Source organism: Eubacterium sp. OM08-24 (genome assembly GCF_003438075.1).
Classification (GTDB): Bacteria; Bacillota; Clostridia; order Oscillospirales; family Acutalibacteraceae; genus Ruminococcoides.
Genome location: NZ_QSTA01000001.1, coordinates 429,068 through 445,366, shown reverse-complemented (window position 1 = coordinate 445,366; position 16,299 = coordinate 429,068). Strand labels below are relative to the sequence as shown.

Sequence of the window (16,299 nt, the reverse complement as noted above, 5' to 3'; positions counted from 1 at the left end):
ATTTAAGTTATAATTCTCATTCCAAAATTTTTCTCAATTTCATATTTTTCCTTATAATAAAAAAGGTCACTTCTGAATTTCTCAAAAGTGACCTTTGGTTTTATTAAATATCGTTTCTTACGATATCCTCATAGCTTTCTCTCTTTACAACAACTCTTGACTTGCCGTTGTTTACCATAACAATAGCAGGACGAGGAATTCTGTTATAATTAGATGCCATTGAGTAGTTATACGCACCGGTTGAAAGAACGGCAAGTGTATCGCCTACTGTAACAGGAGCTACCTGTGTGTGCTCCTGAACAAGGTCACCGCTCTCACAACATTTGCCGGCTACTGTAACAGTCTGTGTAGCCTCTTTGTCTGCATGGCTTGCGTTTACAACTGTATAATCAGACTGATAAAGAGCATATCTGATATTGTCGGTCATACCGCCGTCAACAGATACATAGGTTCTTATGTCAGGAATCTCCTTGATACCGCCAACTGTGTAAAGTGTGATACCTGCCTCACCAACAATAGAACGACCCGGCTCAATGAAAATATAAGGTACAGGCACATTGTGCTCGGCAGCCTTTGCCTTTACAGCAACAGAAACCTTTTCCATATAATTCTCATAAGGAACAGGCTCGTCACTGTTTACATACATAATACCAAAGCCACCGCCAAGGTTTAAGTTGCTGATTGTAACACCAAGCTCGTCCTTAATTTTGCCGATGAAGTCCATCATAATTTCAGCGGCTGTAACAAATGGGTCAATATCAAAAATCTGTGAACCAATGTGGCAGTGGAGTTCTGCAAGGTTTACATTTTCATACTTGAGAGCCTTTTTAACAGCCTCAAAAGCCTCACCTGTTTCAAGTGCAAAGCCAAACTTTGAATCAATCTGACCTGTTCTGATGAAATTATGAGTGTGTGCGTCAACACCCGGCTTAATTCTGAATGAAATCTTTGCCTTTTTACCGAGTTTGCCTGCAATTTCGTTTAAAAGTTCAAGCTCGTAAAGGTTGTCGACTACAAATGTGCCGACGCCTGCGTTAAGTGCAAATTCAATTTCAGCGGCTGTTTTGTTGTTGCCATGGAAATGTGTTTTTTCCATAGGAAAGCCTGCCTGCTGAGCTGTATAAATCTCGCCGCCTGATACTACATCAAGTCCGAGATGCTCTTCATTGGCAATTCTGCAAAGCTCCTTACAGCTGAGCGCCTTACTTGCGTAAAGCGGCATACCGTTTCCGTTATAGAATTTTTTGAAAGACTCAACATATGAACGGCAGGTTGTTCTGATTGTGTTTTCGTCAAGCACATAAAGTGGAGTACCGTACTCCTTAGCAAGCTCAACTGTGTCGCAACCGCCGATTGTAAGATGTCCTTTTTCGTTAATGTTTAAGCAATCATTTACAAACATTCTCTCATACCTCCTGATATTTATTTGCGCAGCCTTTTATTCGGTCTGCAAAATATGTGACTCTATAAGAGCCTTTATTTCCTCTTTGCCATATCCGTCCTGTGCCGAAAACTCTATCATTGGCAAATCATCAATAGTGCTGAAAATGTCCTGATAGTATTCAAGCTGAAGCTTTTGATTTGTTTTATTCAGCTTGTCACGCTTTGTAAGCACTACGGCAAACGGGTAATTACTTCTGTAAAGAAAATCCACCATTTCGAGGTCATCGTCTGTCGGAGGATGACGCATATCGAGAATTTGGATAATCAATTTTATATTTCTTTCCTGTGCAAAATATCCCTCTACAAGTTCAGCCCAGCGTTTCTTTTCGTTTTTTGAAACCTTTGCGTAGCCGTAACCGGGCAGGTCAACCATACGAAATTCCTTTAATTTATAGAAATTTATAGTAGCGGTTTTACCCGGCTGTGCGCTTACTCTGGCAAGCGCTTTTCTCTGCACAAGTTTGTTGATAAGCGAGGATTTTCCGACATTTGAATGTCCCGAAAAAACAATTTCAGGCATATCGGACTTTGGTAATTGCTCTTTTGTGCCGGCGGCAAATTCAAATTGTACTTCGTTAAAATTCATTTACCTCACCCCTACTGTCGGATGTTTTCCGATTTGGTAGTTACCGTATTATCGGCAACTGCGTTCCATTGCTTTTCTGAAATTACAGGTACATCAACTATTGCAATCGGGACTACCTGCGAAAAACTTGTAACAGGAATAAAGCTGAGCTTTTCCTTTACAACAGGATCTATCTCCTCAAGGTCAGCCTCGTTTTCCTTAGGAATAATAACGGTTTTAATTCCAGATTTATATGCCGCCATACTTTTCTCTTTTAAGCCGCCTATTGGCATTACATTGCCTCTAAGGGTAATTTCACCTGTCATAGCTACATCACGCTTTACAGGCTTTCCCGTTAAAGCAGAGTAAATAGCTGTTGCCATTGTAATACCCGCCGACGGGCCGTCCTTCGGTACAGCACCCTCGGGAGCGTGAATATGAATATCTTTATTTTTATAGAACTGCGGATTTATACCAAGTGAATTTGCATGACTTCTTATGCAGGTTACTGCCGCCTTTGCCGACTCCTGCATTACATCGCCGAGCGAACCGGTAAGCTCAAGTTTACCCGTACCCTCCATTACAGCAACTTCAATAGGCAAAAGCTCGCCGCCAACGCTTGTCCAAGCAAGTCCGTTTACTGTACCGATTTCGTCCTTTGCAGATAATTTATCGGTTGTAAACTTTTTATGTCCAAGCATTTCGAGAACTTCTTTATCTGTAATTTTAAATGTTTCCTGTTCTTCCTCGAGCTTTTTTACAGCGCATTTACGCAAAATATTTCCGATTAATCTCTCAAGCGTACGAACGCCTGCCTCTCGGGTATAAAAATCAATGAGAAAATACAGTGCAGACTGAGTAAACTTAACTTCCTTTGAAGTAAATCCGCACTTTTCAATTTGCTTTGGCACAAGATGCTTTTTAGCAATATTAAACTTTTCTTCTCTTGTGTAGCTGTCAAGCTCAATGATTTCCATTCGGTCACGCAACGGTGCAGGAATTTGAGATACATCGTTAGCAGTTGTAATAAACATTACATTTGACAAATCAAAAGGAATGTCAATATAGTGATCTACGAACTTATTATTTTGCTCGGAATCAAGAACCTCAAGTAACGCAGAGGTAGGATCTCCTTTGTAATCACTTGCCAGCTTGTCAATTTCATCGAGAATAAGCACAGGATTGTTTGAACCGGCATTCTGAATTGCAGTCATAATTCTGCCAGGAATTGAGCCGATATAGGTTCTTCTGTGACCTCTGATTTCAGCCTCGTCACGCACACCGCCGAGAGCTATTCGCTGACTTTTTCTGCCGATTGCTTTCGCTATTGACTGAGCAATAGATGTTTTACCAACACCGGGAGGGCCTGCAAAACAAATAATTTGTCCATCCTGTGAGCCTCTCAACTTTGCAACAGCAAGCTGTTCGATAATTCTTTCTTTTATTTTTGCAAGTCCAAAATGCGATTTATCAAGTTCTTTTCTTAACTTGGTAACGGAAATTTTATCTTTGGTAGCTGTGTTCCACGGGAGGTCAAGCACTGTGTCAAGATAAGTTCTGATAACAGATGCCTCCTGGCTTCCGTACGGCATACGCATCAGCTTTTTGCACTCTTTGATAAGCGCATTTTCTGATTCCTCGGCAAGACCTAAAGCATATATTCTTTCAGCATATGCCTCCGCCTCGGCAGACGGATTATCGTCCTCGCCAAGTTCTTCCTCAATAATCTTCTTCTGTTCTCTAAGAAAATAATCTCGCTGATTATCTTCGATTCTATCTCTTGCTTTCTGAACAATATCCTTTTCAATAGAAAGAATATAGGTTTCATTTATAAGAATGTCAAGCAACATATCAAGTCGCTCGGTTTGGTCGAGTTCCTCAAGAATAGTTTGCTTTGCCTGATAATCAAGCACAATGTTGTCAGCTATGTAGTCTGCAAGCTCACCGCAAGACTTACAAGAGGCAACCTTAAATATAATATCATTAGGTACTCGAGGAGCTACCTTGACATAGTTTTCAAATTCGAGTCTTACAGCTCGCATTAAGCCGAACTGTTCGGAAGTATGCTTGAATTTTTTATCAGGATAAGGCTCGACTTCAGCCATAAGGCAATCCTGAGAAAAAACAGGAGTAACTATTCCTGCTCTGAATTTTCCCTCAATTACAACTCTTGTGGAATTATCGGGCTGTTTTATAACCTGCACAATTTTTGCAACTACACCTGTTGAATAGCACTTAGTAATATCGGGGTCATTTTCAGCGGCATCTTTCTGAGTAACAAGAAAGATAAGCTGATCGTTTTTCATAGCTGCATTAATTGCGCTGATGCTCTTTTTTCTTCCAACATCAAAATGGATGAGTGCCTTTGGGAAAACAACAAGTCCTCTGAGTGGCAGAACGGGCAAAAGTATTAAATTATCGTTTCTATCGTCCATTTTCTATCCTCCCATCATAATTTATTTCACAATTAAATCTAATCAAAAAAAGCTGTATTGTTTTTTCGGCAATACAGCTTTAATTATTTACAATACTTTAAGAAGCTGTGCTTCGTTTTTGACGCTTCTTTGCATCTTGTTTTAAGTTTATTGAAACAGCCGCCTTATCTTCGTTTCTGAGAAGTTCAGGCTCACTGCCCTCGGTTACAACCTTTTCCGTGATTGTTACCCTTTCAATAGTAGGGTCAGACGGAATCTCAAACATAAGGTTAGTGAGTATTCCCTCCATAATTCCTCTAAGTCCTCTTGCGCCTGTTCTCTGCTCCTGCGCCTTTTTAGCAACAGCCTTTAAAGCATCCTCCTCAAAGACAAGTTCAACATTATCAAGCTCAAAGAGTTTTTTATACTGCTGAACGATTGAGTTTTTAGGAACGGTAAGAATCTGCACAAGAGCCTCGGTATCAAGACCGCTGAGAGCGGTTATAACAGGAAGTCTGCCGATAAGCTCAGGAATTATGCCGTATTTAACAAGATCATGCGCAGTAACATCTTTCATCCAGTAGGTTTCATCAAGTTCTTTTTTGTCCTGAATAAATGATTCAAAACCGATTACAGATGAACCCTTGCGCTTTGTAACAATCTTTTCAAGACCGTCAAAAGCACCACCGCAGATAAACAGAATATTTTTAGTGTTAATCTGCAAAAATTCCTGCTGTGGGTGTTTTCTGCCACCCTGAGGAGGCACATTAGAAACAGTACCCTCAATAATCTTGAGTAATGCCTGCTGAACGCCCTCACCGCTTACATCACGAGTAATAGAGGGGTTTTCAGACTTGCGAGCAATTTTATCTATTTCATCAATATAGATAATGCCACGCTCTGCTTTTTCAATATCAAAATCGGCAGCCTGAATGAGTTTTAACAAGATGTTTTCTACATCTTCGCCAACATAGCCGGCCTCTGTAAGTGTGGTGGCATCTGCAATGGCAAACGGAACATCAAGCGCTTTTGCAAGGGTTTGAGCAAGCAAAGTTTTACCTACGCCTGTCGGGCCGAGCAAAAGAACATTACTTTTTGAAAAATCAACATCAGTTTCGTTTGAAAACACTCTCTTGTAGTGATTATAAACTGCAACACTGAGCGTAACCTTTGCGGCATCCTGACCTATAACATATTCGTCAAGAATTTCTTTGATTTCCTTAGGCTTGAGCAGCTTTGGAATAGAATCAGCGTCATCTTTTTTAGCAAGCTCTGCATCAACAGCCGTATTCTCAAGCTCCTCTGTCTGCTCAAGAATATTCATACACAAATCAACGCACTGGTCGCAGATATATACGCCGTTGCCTGCAATAAGACGGCCAACTAATTCTTGTGGCTTTCCGCAAAAAGAGCAGTATATTTCTTTTTCATTGTTTTTGTTTGCCATTAAGATTTCCTCACCTTATCTTTTTTCAATAACCTTATCGATAAGTCCGTATTCAAGAGCCTGCTGAGCAGTCATAAAGTTATCTCTGTTAGTATCTCTTGCAATTACATCAATCGGCTGTCCTGTATTATCAGCAAGAATCTGGTTAAGACGCTGTTTCATATCAAGAATATGTCTTGTATGAATTTCCATATCTGTTGCCTGACCCTGAGCACCGCCTGACGGCTGGTGAATCATAATGTCGCTGTTAGGAAGAGCAAGACGCTTGCCCTTAGCACCGGCTGCAAGGAGGAATGCGCCCATACTTGCTGCCATACCCATACAGATGGTGGAAACATCACACTTGATGTAATTCATTGTATCAAATATTGCAAATCCATCTGTAACACTGCCGCCGGGACTATTGATATAAAGGCAAATATCCTTAGTAGGATCCTGGCTTTCAAGATAGAGCAGCTGAGCTACTACTACGCTTGCACTTGCACTGTTCACTTCTTCTGTGAGCATAACAATTCTGTCATTAAGAAGTCTTGAATAGATGTCATATGAGCGTTCGCCTCTACTTGTCTGTTCAAGTACATATGGTACTAATGCCATTTGATCATAACCTTTCATTATAGTAAATAGTAATTAACAAAAAACAGTTAAATATTCAATTATTTAACAACTGCGCTGTCCTTAACCATATTAAGAGCCTTTTCAGCCTTAACATCAATTGAAAGTGTTTCAGCAGGAACTGCACCCTTAACTGTTTCAACATCAACCTTGTAAGCCTCAGCCATCTTGTTGTAAGCCTCGTCAAGGTCAGCATCTGTAACTTCAATGTTTTCTTTCTTAGAGATTGTTTCAAGAGCAAGTCTTAACTGAACTCTCTTCTTAGCCTCGTCAGCGTACATCTTCTTTAAGCCGTCAAGGTCAATTCCCATATACTGGAGATATGTGTTCATATCAATGCCCTGTGAACGGATTCTCATCTCAAAATCTCTAACCATTTCATTTACCTGATTGTCATACATAGCCTGTGGGATTTCGCCCTCAAGAAGCTCAATAAGCTTTTCTGCAATCTGGTTATCTTTATCTTTTTCAGCCTCATCTGCAAGACGGGCAGCGATAGTTTCCTTAAGCTCATCTCTGTACTCGGCAACAGTCTCTTTCTCGGAAACATCCTTTACAAATTCGTCGTCAACCTCAGGGAGTTCCTTAGCCTTAATCTCATGGAGTTTAATCTTAAACTCAGCATCCTTGCCTGCAAGCTCCTCAGCCTGATACTCTTCCGGGAACTTAACATTGATTGAGAATTCTTCATCAGTGTTGTGACCGATAATCTGCTCCTCAAAACCGGGGATAAAGTTGCCTGAACCGATAGTGAGGTTGTAGTTTTCAGCCTTACCGCCGTCAAATGCAACGCCGTCAACAAAGCCCTCAAAGTCGATTACTGCGATGTCGCCGTTAGCAACAGGTCTGTCCTCAACAGTAACCATTCTTGAGTTACGGTCACGGACTTTCTCGATTTCCTCGTCAATAAGCTCGTCGGTAACTTCTGTTGACTTCTTTGTAACCTCAATGCCGAGGTAGTTGTTGATTTCCATATCAGGCTCAACAATGATATTAGCCTTAAATGTAAAGCCGTTTTCAACCTCTGTAACTTCGATTGACTCAACAGCTACAATCTTTACGCCAGCCTCTTCAGCTGCGTTGTAAAGAGCCTCAGGATAGCAATCCTGCATAGCGTCATCATAGAATACTTCTTTGCCATACATTTTCTCGATAACATGGCGTGGAGCTTTACCCTTTCTGAAACCGGGAACATTAATCTTCTTAACTTCCTTCTTATAAACAGTGTTAAGTGCTTTCTCAAAAGTTTCTCCGTCAACTGTAACAACTAATTCGTATGAATTAGCCTGCTCAAGTTTTTTGCTTTCTTTTAATGCCATTTTTAAAAATCCTCCAAATTTGAATTTATTATACAAATATAATCAGAATTAGTTTATTATAACACACATATTTGATTTTGCCAATACTCAAAAGCAAATTTATGCTTATTATCGTACTAAAACAGGCATAAATGCGAGTCGATCGCAAGAGATCAGCTTAAAATTTATACCTTTATAATCACCCTCAACGGCATAGCGCATATTTGCCTTGCCGTGTATGTGACCATAGTAACATTTTTTAATATTGTGTTTTAATAATACATTCATAATTTCGCTACATTCGGTGTTGCCGTAGACAGGCGGATAGTGCAGAAAAACCACAGGCTCAAGTCCTGTTTTTTCTGCCTCTGAAATCGACATTTCAAGTCTGCCTACCTCACGGTTAAGCACCTTAATATCAGCGTCAGACTCATTTTCGAGAAACCATCCCCTTGTGCCGCAAAGCGCAAACTCGCCGCACTCATATGTATTATTAAAGAGAATATTTATCGAATTGAGCTTATTATTGTCGAGAAATTTATCAATTTTACTTTTAGTTCCCCACCAATAATCATGATTGCCCTTGAGAAGAATTTTCTTTCCGGGCAGATCATCTATATATTTAAAATCGGTATATGTTTGTTCAAGCTTCATTGCCCAGGAAATATCTCCTGCAATCACAACAGTGTCATTTTCGGTAACAAGAGCTTTCCAGTTCTTTGTGAGCCTTTCAACATAGTTGTCCCAGCCTGCAAAAATATCCATTGGCTTATCTTCACCAAGCGACAAATGCAGGTCAGCTATCGCAAATAAACTCATTCCTTAATGTTAAGTGCATCAAGAACATACTGAGGCATAGAATTAACCTCTGTAACATCTGAGAAACGAGCCTTTTTATCCTTAAGTGCTGCAAGTGGAGCCGGAACAGGAGCGTTTGATACTTCAAAGAGCTTTTCAACCATATCAAATTCATTCTCAGGGAGGTTTGTGCCGTCAGAAACAGCCTCAAGCACTGCCTTAGAGAACTTGTATGGGCTTGCAGTTGATGCGATTACAGATGGAGTTGTGTCGCCTGTCTGCTCAACATACTGCTCATATACATTAACAGCAACTGCTGTATGAGTATCACAAAGGTAGTTATCTGTATCAAACAAAGCTTTGATTGTAGCCTTTGTCTGCTCATCATCGCAGAAACCGCCGAAGAATTTTGACTTGATTTCAGCCTTGATTTCATCAGAAACCTCATACTTGCCAACAGTTTTGAGTGCTGTCATAAGCTCCTTTGTTGTGTCAGCATTGTTGCCTGCGAGCTTATAAAGAAGTCTTTCGAGGTTGCTTGATACGAGAATATCCATTGATGGTGAAATTGTTGTGTAGAAATGTCTGTTTTTGTCATAAACACCTGTCTTGATAAAATCAGAAAGAACATTGTTTGAGTTTGACGCACAGATAAATTTGTTGATTGGGAGTCCCATAATACTTGCGTAATATGATGCAAGGATATTACCGAAGTTACCGGTCGGAACTACAACATTAATCTTATCTCCCATAGCGATTTTGCCTGCATTAACGAGATCGCAATATGCTGAAATATAGTAAACAATCTGTGGAAGAAGTCTGCCCCAGTTAATTGAGTTTGCAGAACTGAAAAGCATATTGTTAGCCTCGAGTTTTGCTGAAATTTCAGGAGTTGTAAAGATTTTCTTTACGCCTGTCTGTGCATCATCAAAGTTCCCCTTGATAGCGCAAACGGTAACATTGTTTCCTTCCTGTGTGTTCATCTGGTGTTTCTGCATTGGGCTTACACCGTCAACAGGATAGAAAACGATAATTTTTGTATGGTCAACATCTTTAAAGCCTTCAAGAGCAGCCTTGCCTGTGTCGCCTGAAGTAGCAACAAGAATTACTGCGTCTTTGCCGTCATATGTCTTTTTAAGAGATTTAGTAAGAAAATGAGGAAGAATCTGGAGTGCCATATCCTTGAATGCGCAAGTAGGGCCATGCCAGAGTTCAAGAATATTAAGCTCCTTACCATTGAGCTTTGCGTAAGCCAACGGAGCAGGATTATCACTGCCGAACTTCTCTTTTGTGTAGGCATTTTCAACACAATCGTTGATTTCTTCTTCTGTAAAATCAGAAAGAAAATCAGCGAAAACTTTTTTTGCTCTGCCCTTATAGTCCAGCTTTAAAAGCTCGTTGAATGTTTCTGCGGAATACTTAGGAAACTCCTGTGGTACAAAAAGACCGCCATCCTTAGAAATACCCTGGGCAATAGCCTGAGCAGCCGATACTACCTCGGCAGCATTTTGAGTACTGTTATACAACATATAAATCTTCCTTTCAGAGTTGCTTTACACAAGGTACATTTTACTACATAATTTAGCAAATGTCAAAGTTTTCAAAGAAATTAACTGCATTTTCATAAAAAATTTTATCAATTATGGCTTTTGAGTAGTTTTTTTGCAGGAAAATATTATAAATATCATAAAGATTTCTGTTATTCTCAATATCTCTCGGCAAATTTCCACCGTCAAAGTCACCGCCAAGGCACAAGCTGTTTTCTCCGCCGAGTGACAAAAAATGTTCTGCGTGCTTTACAATATCATCAATGCTCGCCTTTTCAGGCTCGTTATTGAGAAAGGCATTGTGAAAATTAAGTCCGACTATCCCGCCATTTTCAAATATAATCTTAGCCTGCTCGTCAGTTAGATTTCGCCTGTGCGCAGTCACCGACCTTGAGTTTGAGTGGGTGGCTATAAACGGCTTTGCAGCAATTTCACATACATCATAAAACAGTTTATCGCTTGCGTGTGATACATCAATGACAATGCCTTGATTTTCAATTTCACAAACCGCTCTCTTTCCAAACTCGGTAATGCCTGTCGGATTTTGTACCATAGCGCCGTCGCCTATACAGTTTTTGTCATTCCAAGTAAGGGTAGCAATTTTTATATTTGACTCTGCAAGATATTTTATATACGAAATATCGTTGTCAATAATCTTACAATTTTCAAGAGTAAACATACCAAGTTTTTTGCAATTACTTTTCTTTATTTCTTTAAGCGAATTAATTAATTTAATATCATATTTTTTACATTCCTGTATTAGTGTGCTTTTAGCTTTGTCAAAAAGCGACCTGCCCTGTTTCACACTTAAATCATCGGGTACCCATACTGCAAAACACTGCAAATATTTGTCAAAATCCACATCAGTCTGCACATCAAAATCAGAACAAGAAAAGTCGTGGCTCAAAGTCACGACTTTATACAATGTATCGCAATGCAAATCAAATACTTTCATAAGAATCTCCTTCAAAAGCATTTTCAATATAATTAATGTCAACTACTTTACCGCTTTGCGTATCGGTAAACACCTCGCTGACATCAAAGCGAAAGTAAGCATCGAGGTGTTTTTCTGCAATATACATAGCTGCGGTTTTCATTATTCTTGCAATTTTTCTGCGGTCAACTGCCTCATAGGGTCTTGCCCAAAAATTCTCTGCTCTCGTTTTAACTTCCGTAAATATAATATATTCACCCTTTTGGGCAATTATATCAATCTCACCGCATTTTCGTCTGTAATTGCGTTCAAGGATTTTGTATCCGTTTTTTCTCAGGTAACGCTCTGTGTATTTCTCTCCAATGTCACCTGTTTGTTTGGTTGTAAACAACTTCATAATTATTTATACAGCTTTTTAAGAAAGCTCTTGCGGTGATACGGGCAAGGGCCGTACTTTAAAATTGCCTCTCTGTGTGCGGTTGTTCCGTATCCCTTATGCTTGTCAAACCCATACATCGGATATTCTTCCGCATACTTGTAAAGCAGTCTGTCCCTCGATACCTTTGCGAGAATAGATGCACACGCAATAGACATTGACTTTGCATCACCCTTAACAATGCACTCTCCGTCAATATCAAGCTGTGGCAATCTGTTGCCGTCTATCATTGCATAATCAGCCTTAACATTGAGTCCGTCAATAGCTCTGCGCATAGCAAGCATTGTAGCGTTAAGTATATTGATTTCTTCTATTTCGTCAACAGTGGCATATGCAATGGAATATGCAAGTGTCTGCTCTCTGATAACATCAAACAAAGACTCACGCTTTTTCTCGCTGAGCTTTTTAGAGTCATTAACACCGTCAATAACCACGCCCTCAGGCAATATAACGGCAGCGGCGCAGACTGGACCTGCGAGAGGGCCTCTGCCTGCCTCATCTACTCCGCAAACTGCCTTGTAGCCTTTTGCAAGAGCCTCTTTTTCAAATTCAAGCCAGTCCATTATCTCACCTATTTATCTTTCGGGCATTTCGAGGGTTATTCTGCCGAGCTTTCCACTTCTGAATTCATCAAGCAGCATAATTGCAGCTCTCTCTGTATTGATTTCGCCGCCTGAAATCAGCATACCTCTCTTTTTGCCTATAATATTCAATAATTCATAAGAATCTACTGCGTCAAGATCCACATCGTCAAGTTTGAATCTCACTATAAAATCAGCAGGCTTTAAACTGCGCAAAAAATCAAGCAATCTTACAGCAAGAAGTTCTGTATCAAGAATCTGATCCTTTACAGCGCCTGTAAAAGCAAGTCTTTCGCCAACAATTTTATCGTCAAATTTAGGCCACAAAACGCCCGGTGTGTCGAGCATTTCAATATTTTTTGCAATGGAATACCACTGATTACCTCTTGTAACGCCAGGTCTGTCCTCTACCTTTGCTCGATTTTGCTTTGCTACCCTATTAATGAAAGAAGATTTGCCTACATTAGGAATACCGACTATCATTATTCTGAGCATAGGATTTACCATACCCTTAGCCTTTAATCTCTCTCTGCGCTCGGCAAGAACATTATTTACGGCAGGAGCAAATTTATTTAATCCCTTACCGCTTTTGCAGTCAACCGCAATCGCTGTAATTCCCTGTGATGCATAGTAGTCTATCCATCTGCTTGTTGCATTCTGATTTGCCATATCGCATTTGTTAAGAAGTACAACCTTTGGTTTATTCTGAATAAGTTTTTGCAAATCAGGGTTTTTACTGCTGAGTGGTATTCTTGCATCGAGAATTTCTGCCACTGCGTCAACAAGTTTTAAGCTCGCCTGAATCTGCCTTTTGGTTTTGGTCATATGACCGGGAAACCACTGTATAGTTTGCATTTCGCTCATTTTATCAATCCTTAAATTTAGTATAAATATTTTAAATGATTAAACGGATAAAACACAAACTGTGCCTTACCAATTACCATGGTTTTTGGAATAAGCTGAATACTGCCACTTCTGCTGTCAAGTGAAACAGAACGATTGTCGCCCATAACAAAAACATATCCCTCGGGTACTGTTTCGGGAATTTCCCACCCAATGGTAGGTTTTGTAGTAGTTGATGCAACATATTCTTCGTCAAGCACAACACCGTCAACTATAACTCTGTTGTTATCATAGTCAATTTTTATTGTCTGACCCTCGGTTGCGATTACCCTCTTTATAATAATTTTTCCTATTTGCTGGTCAGCATCAATGGCAACAATGTCACCAACCTGCGGCGTATATAAAAAGTTTGTAAGTATTACCTTATCACCGTCAAATAAGGTATCTTTCATTGACTCACCGTCAATATTAACATCTTTTACAAAAAAAGTAAAAACAATACTTATCAAAGCAAACAGAAATATTACCGTTTTAAAAATATCAAATATGTAAACAGGCAATTTATTGGTATTTACCTGAATTTTTCTCTTTGAGGTTTTATTTTTAAATTTCATATATCCTCCCAAAAAACAAAAGCTTATTTCAATTATAAAACAGAAATAAGCTTTTATCAATAGTTGATTTAAAATTTTTAGTAAAGATATTTAAATTCAGAAAATGGGAAAACCACAAATTGAGCTTTACCGATAACACTGTCTTCATCAATAAGTCCTATTCTCGAATCACGACTGTCCATAGAAACGCCTCTGTTGTCACCCATAACAAAAATCATACCGTCAGGAATAACCTCAGGAATTTCATAGTCAGCCTCAACATTGCAGAATGTTGACACATCAAGATACGGCTCATCAATTACAACACCGTCCACAAGAATTCTGTCATTTTCATAGTCGAGCTTAAGAGTTTGTCCTGCGGTAGCAATAACACGCTTAATAATAGGTTCTTTGTACTCCTTACCATGAGAAATAACCACAATATCATTTGGCTTTGGTGTGTAATTAAAATTAGTTACCACCAGCTTATCACCGTTTTGTAGGGTTTCTACCATTGAAGTACCCTTAACATCAACAAGTCTGAAAAAGAAATTCAAGCAGAACATCACGATAACAAGGGCAAAGATAATCGATTTTAACCAATCATATACATTAGATGCCGCACCGTCAGCCTTTGCAGCAACAAACTTGTTGCTTTTCTCCTGCTCAGGACTGCTGAATGCTATATAATCACCGCTATCCTCAACAGATTTATTCTCTGACTCAGCTTTTACATTTTCCTTGGTATCAACTGCTTTGTTTTCAGTTTCATCTATATTATTAGTGTTTGTTTTATTTTCGCTCAATTTATCCACCTGCTAACAAATAAGTAAAGTAAAAAAGGGACTGTAAAAGTCCCTTTCCTTACATTTGAAATTACTTACGGATCTGCTCTTTAACCTTAGCAGCCTTACCAACTCTATCACGGAGATAGTAGAGCTTGCTTCTGCGAACTTTACCATAACGAATTACCTGCACGTCTTTTACATTTGGTGAATGGAGCGGGAACACTCTCTCAACACCAACGCCGTAAGCAACGCGTCTTACAGTAAATGTTTCAGCAACACCACTGCCCTTTTTAGCAATAACTGTGCCCTCAAACATCTGAATTCTTTCTCTTTCGCCCTCACGGATGTTTACAGAAACCTTAACTGTGTCACCTACATTAAACTTAGGTGTAGTTTCCTTAACTGAACCGGCAGCAATAGCTTTTAATGCGTCCATTATAATTCCTCCTGTTTTTCTGACATTCGTACCCAAATTAGTGCAGAGGAATGTCTGCTTCAAAATAACGGTTATACCGCCACTCGAACCTCGTCATAGGTATGACGGTTTCAAATGCTTTTATATTTTACCACAAGAGAATATAAAATGCAAGACTTTTTTCTGTTTGCGGCAAATTATTTTGATATTTTCTCAAGCTTTTCAAGATATTTCTTAAAATAATCGGGCAGCTCAGAAGTAAATTCCAAGTATTCGTTAGTTCTTGGATGAATGAATCCGATTTTTCTTGCGTGCAGGCACTGACCTGTAAAATCTACCTTTTCATTCTTAACGCCGTACACCAAATCGCCCGATACAGGATGACCCAAGTACGCCATATGCACTCTTATTTGATGTGTTCTGCCTGTTTCAAGAATACATTTTATATGTGTGTATCCCTTGTATCTTGCAATAACCTTGTAATGAGTAACAGCGTGTTTGCTGTTTTTTTCGGTAACGCACATTTTCTTTCGGTCATACTGACTTCTGCCGATTGGTGCGTTTACAGTACCCTCATCATCTTTAAGATTTCCGAATACAATCGCCTCATATTCTCTTGTAAAGGAATGCTCCTTTATCTGCTCGGCAAGAGAATAGTGGGCAAAATCGTTCTTTGCTACAATCAATAAGCCGCTTGTATCCTTGTCTATTCTGTGAACTATACCGGGGCGCATAACTCCGTTTATTCCCGACAACGACTCTCCGCAATGATAGAGTAATGCGTTTACAAGTGTGCCGTCATAATTTCCTGCCGCAGGGTGAACAACCATTCCTTTTGGCTTATTTACCACAAGTAAATCATTGTCCTCGTACTCAATTTCCAAGGGTATATTTTCCGGCTTTGCCTCATACGGAACAGGGTCGGGAATTTCAAGCGAAATTTTATCTCCTGATTTTAATTTATAATTTTTCCCCACTATTTTGCCATTGACAATTACTTTTTCCTGCTCAATCAGCTTAGCGGCTGCGGTGCGTGTAAGCGACGGCTCATTATCGGCAATATATTTATCAATTCTAACATTATTGCTTTCAGCAACAAATTCAAGCTTTGTCATTTTTCAAATCCTTTTTGCCTGTGCTTGTAAAGAAAAGCACATAGATCATAAGCAATACCGTACCGACAGTTATGCAATAATCTGCAAAATTGCATACGGGCGGAAAGAATGAAAGACTGATATAGTCAATCACATAACCGTATAAAACTCGGTCAATAAAATTGCCTATTCCGCCGCCTACTATAAGAGCAACCGATGCATAAAACAATTTACTCTGCGGTTTCTTTTTGAACATATAAATTAAAATTGCGGCAATAAGAGCGGTGGTAAGCACTACAAATATCCATCTGTTACCTGCAAAACTGCCAAAAGCCACACCGTTGTTCTCAACATATGTAAAAGAAAGCAGATTATCAATAACAGAAACACTGCCAACTTCCTTTAGGTTTGCGTTTACAAAAAACTTAATAACCTGATCTATCGCAGCAAGCGCTACACCTATTGCAACAGCTATATAAGGCATAAAA

Annotated in this window: 17 protein-coding genes; all 17 read right to left on the bottom strand. The window is 39.5% G+C overall.

Features of this window, described 5'->3' with window-relative positions; genetic code table 11:
- Window positions 1-103: 103 nt before the first annotated feature.
- The 17 genes from lysA to lspA all read right to left on the bottom strand — a co-directional run bounded on the left by lysA (window position 104) and on the right by lspA (window position 16,295).
- Window positions 104-1,402, bottom strand: coding sequence for a diaminopimelate decarboxylase (gene lysA, locus DXC23_RS02230; protein ID WP_117704573.1), 1,299 nt, complete (start codon window positions 1,400-1,402; stop codon window positions 104-106).
- A gap of 36 nt (window positions 1,403-1,438) precedes the next feature.
- Window positions 1,439-2,029 carry a ribosome biogenesis GTP-binding protein YihA/YsxC gene (yihA, locus tag DXC23_RS02225; RefSeq protein WP_117704572.1) on the bottom strand — a complete coding sequence of 197 codons (591 nt, stop codon included), beginning with the start codon at window positions 2,027-2,029 and terminating at the stop codon, window positions 1,439-1,441.
- Window positions 2,030-2,040: 11 nt separating this feature from the next.
- Complete coding sequence (gene lon, locus DXC23_RS02220) at window positions 2,041-4,443, bottom strand: endopeptidase La (protein ID WP_117704571.1); 2,403 nt, start codon at window positions 4,441-4,443, stop codon at window positions 2,041-2,043.
- Between the two features lie 97 nt (window positions 4,444-4,540).
- Window positions 4,541-5,869, bottom strand: a complete 1,329-nt coding sequence (gene clpX, locus DXC23_RS02215; RefSeq protein ID WP_117704570.1) for an ATP-dependent Clp protease ATP-binding subunit ClpX — start codon at window positions 5,867-5,869, stop codon at window positions 4,541-4,543.
- 15 nt (window positions 5,870-5,884) lie between these two features.
- Entirely contained in the window at window positions 5,885-6,466 is a 582-nt protein-coding gene (clpP, locus tag DXC23_RS02210; protein ID WP_022234936.1) for an ATP-dependent Clp endopeptidase proteolytic subunit ClpP, read from the bottom strand.
- Between the two features lie 59 nt (window positions 6,467-6,525).
- Window positions 6,526-7,803: a trigger factor gene (gene tig, locus DXC23_RS02205; protein WP_117704569.1), complete on the bottom strand. Its 1,278-nt coding sequence runs from the start codon at window positions 7,801-7,803 to the stop codon at window positions 6,526-6,528.
- Window positions 7,804-7,911: 108 nt separating this feature from the next.
- A complete protein-coding gene (locus tag DXC23_RS02200) occupies window positions 7,912-8,601 on the bottom strand; it encodes a metallophosphoesterase (protein WP_117704568.1) in 690 nt (229 codons plus the stop codon).
- The gene (gene thrC / locus DXC23_RS02195) at window positions 8,598-10,109 is read right to left on the bottom strand and encodes a threonine synthase (protein WP_117704567.1); all 1,512 of its coding nucleotides are present in this window, start codon (window positions 10,107-10,109) and stop codon (window positions 8,598-8,600) included. The genes DXC23_RS02200 and thrC overlap by 4 nt, the downstream gene beginning before the upstream one ends.
- 52 nt (window positions 10,110-10,161) lie before the next feature.
- Window positions 10,162-11,082 carry a membrane dipeptidase gene (locus DXC23_RS02190; RefSeq protein WP_158552402.1) on the bottom strand — a complete coding sequence of 307 codons (921 nt, stop codon included), beginning with the start codon at window positions 11,080-11,082 and terminating at the stop codon, window positions 10,162-10,164.
- Window positions 11,069-11,458 (bottom strand): YraN family protein, encoded by a 390-nt coding sequence (locus DXC23_RS02185; RefSeq protein ID WP_117704565.1) that lies wholly within the window; start codon window positions 11,456-11,458, stop codon window positions 11,069-11,071. Before DXC23_RS02185 ends, DXC23_RS02190 begins: the two co-directional genes overlap by 14 nt.
- A 2-nt stretch (window positions 11,459-11,460) precedes the next feature.
- Window positions 11,461-12,060, bottom strand: coding sequence for a ribonuclease HII (locus tag DXC23_RS02180; protein WP_117704564.1), 600 nt, complete (start codon window positions 12,058-12,060; stop codon window positions 11,461-11,463).
- Between the two features lie 12 nt (window positions 12,061-12,072).
- On the bottom strand, window positions 12,073-12,942 hold the full coding sequence (gene ylqF / locus DXC23_RS02175; RefSeq protein WP_117704563.1) for a ribosome biogenesis GTPase YlqF: 870 nt from the start codon (window positions 12,940-12,942) through the stop codon (window positions 12,073-12,075).
- Window positions 12,943-12,959: 17 nt separating this feature from the next.
- Window positions 12,960-13,535: a signal peptidase I gene (lepB, locus tag DXC23_RS02170; protein WP_117704562.1), complete on the bottom strand. Its 576-nt coding sequence runs from the start codon at window positions 13,533-13,535 to the stop codon at window positions 12,960-12,962.
- Between the two features lie 77 nt (window positions 13,536-13,612).
- Window positions 13,613-14,320: a signal peptidase I gene (gene lepB, locus DXC23_RS02165; protein ID WP_117704561.1), complete on the bottom strand. Its 708-nt coding sequence runs from the start codon at window positions 14,318-14,320 to the stop codon at window positions 13,613-13,615.
- A gap of 70 nt (window positions 14,321-14,390) precedes the next feature.
- Complete coding sequence (rplS, locus tag DXC23_RS02160) at window positions 14,391-14,738, bottom strand: 50S ribosomal protein L19 (RefSeq protein ID WP_022234926.1); 348 nt, start codon at window positions 14,736-14,738, stop codon at window positions 14,391-14,393.
- A 176-nt stretch (window positions 14,739-14,914) separates the two neighbouring features.
- Window positions 14,915-15,832, bottom strand: a complete 918-nt coding sequence (locus tag DXC23_RS02155) for an RluA family pseudouridine synthase (protein WP_117704560.1) — start codon at window positions 15,830-15,832, stop codon at window positions 14,915-14,917.
- The gene (lspA, locus tag DXC23_RS02150) at window positions 15,819-16,295 is read right to left on the bottom strand and encodes a signal peptidase II (RefSeq protein WP_117704559.1); all 477 of its coding nucleotides are present in this window, start codon (window positions 16,293-16,295) and stop codon (window positions 15,819-15,821) included. The genes DXC23_RS02155 and lspA overlap by 14 nt, the downstream gene beginning before the upstream one ends.
- Window positions 16,296-16,299 lie beyond the last annotated feature (4 nt).

Coding starts and splice junctions, on each gene's coding strand:
- lysA (WP_117704573.1), bottom strand. CDS start 1,402: ATGTTTGTAAATGATTGCTTAAACATTAACGAAAAAGGACATCTTACA.
- yihA (WP_117704572.1), bottom strand. CDS start 2,029: ATGAATTTTAACGAAGTACAATTTGAATTTGCCGCCGGCACAAAAGAG.
- lon (WP_117704571.1), bottom strand. CDS start 4,443: ATGGACGATAGAAACGATAATTTAATACTTTTGCCCGTTCTGCCACTC.
- clpX (WP_117704570.1), bottom strand. CDS start 5,869: ATGGCAAACAAAAACAATGAAAAAGAAATATACTGCTCTTTTTGCGGA.
- clpP (WP_022234936.1), bottom strand. CDS start 6,466: ATGGCATTAGTACCATATGTACTTGAACAGACAAGTAGAGGCGAACGC.
- tig (WP_117704569.1), bottom strand. CDS start 7,803: ATGGCATTAAAAGAAAGCAAAAAACTTGAGCAGGCTAATTCATACGAA.
- DXC23_RS02200 (WP_117704568.1), bottom strand. CDS start 8,601: ATGAGTTTATTTGCGATAGCTGACCTGCATTTGTCGCTTGGTGAAGAT.
- thrC (WP_117704567.1), bottom strand. CDS start 10,109: ATGTTGTATAACAGTACTCAAAATGCTGCCGAGGTAGTATCGGCTGCT.
- DXC23_RS02190 (WP_158552402.1), bottom strand. CDS start 11,082: ATGAAAGTATTTGATTTGCATTGCGATACATTGTATAAAGTCGTGACT.
- DXC23_RS02185 (WP_117704565.1), bottom strand. CDS start 11,458: ATGAAGTTGTTTACAACCAAACAAACAGGTGACATTGGAGAGAAATAC.
- DXC23_RS02180 (WP_117704564.1), bottom strand. CDS start 12,060: ATGGACTGGCTTGAATTTGAAAAAGAGGCTCTTGCAAAAGGCTACAAG.
- ylqF (WP_117704563.1), bottom strand. CDS start 12,942: ATGAGCGAAATGCAAACTATACAGTGGTTTCCCGGTCATATGACCAAA.
- lepB (WP_117704562.1), bottom strand. CDS start 13,535: ATGAAATTTAAAAATAAAACCTCAAAGAGAAAAATTCAGGTAAATACC.
- rplS (WP_022234926.1), bottom strand. CDS start 14,738: ATGGACGCATTAAAAGCTATTGCTGCCGGTTCAGTTAAGGAAACTACA.
- DXC23_RS02155 (WP_117704560.1), bottom strand. CDS start 15,832: ATGACAAAGCTTGAATTTGTTGCTGAAAGCAATAATGTTAGAATTGAT.
- lspA (WP_117704559.1), bottom strand. CDS start 16,295: ATGCCTTATATAGCTGTTGCAATAGGTGTAGCGCTTGCTGCGATAGAT.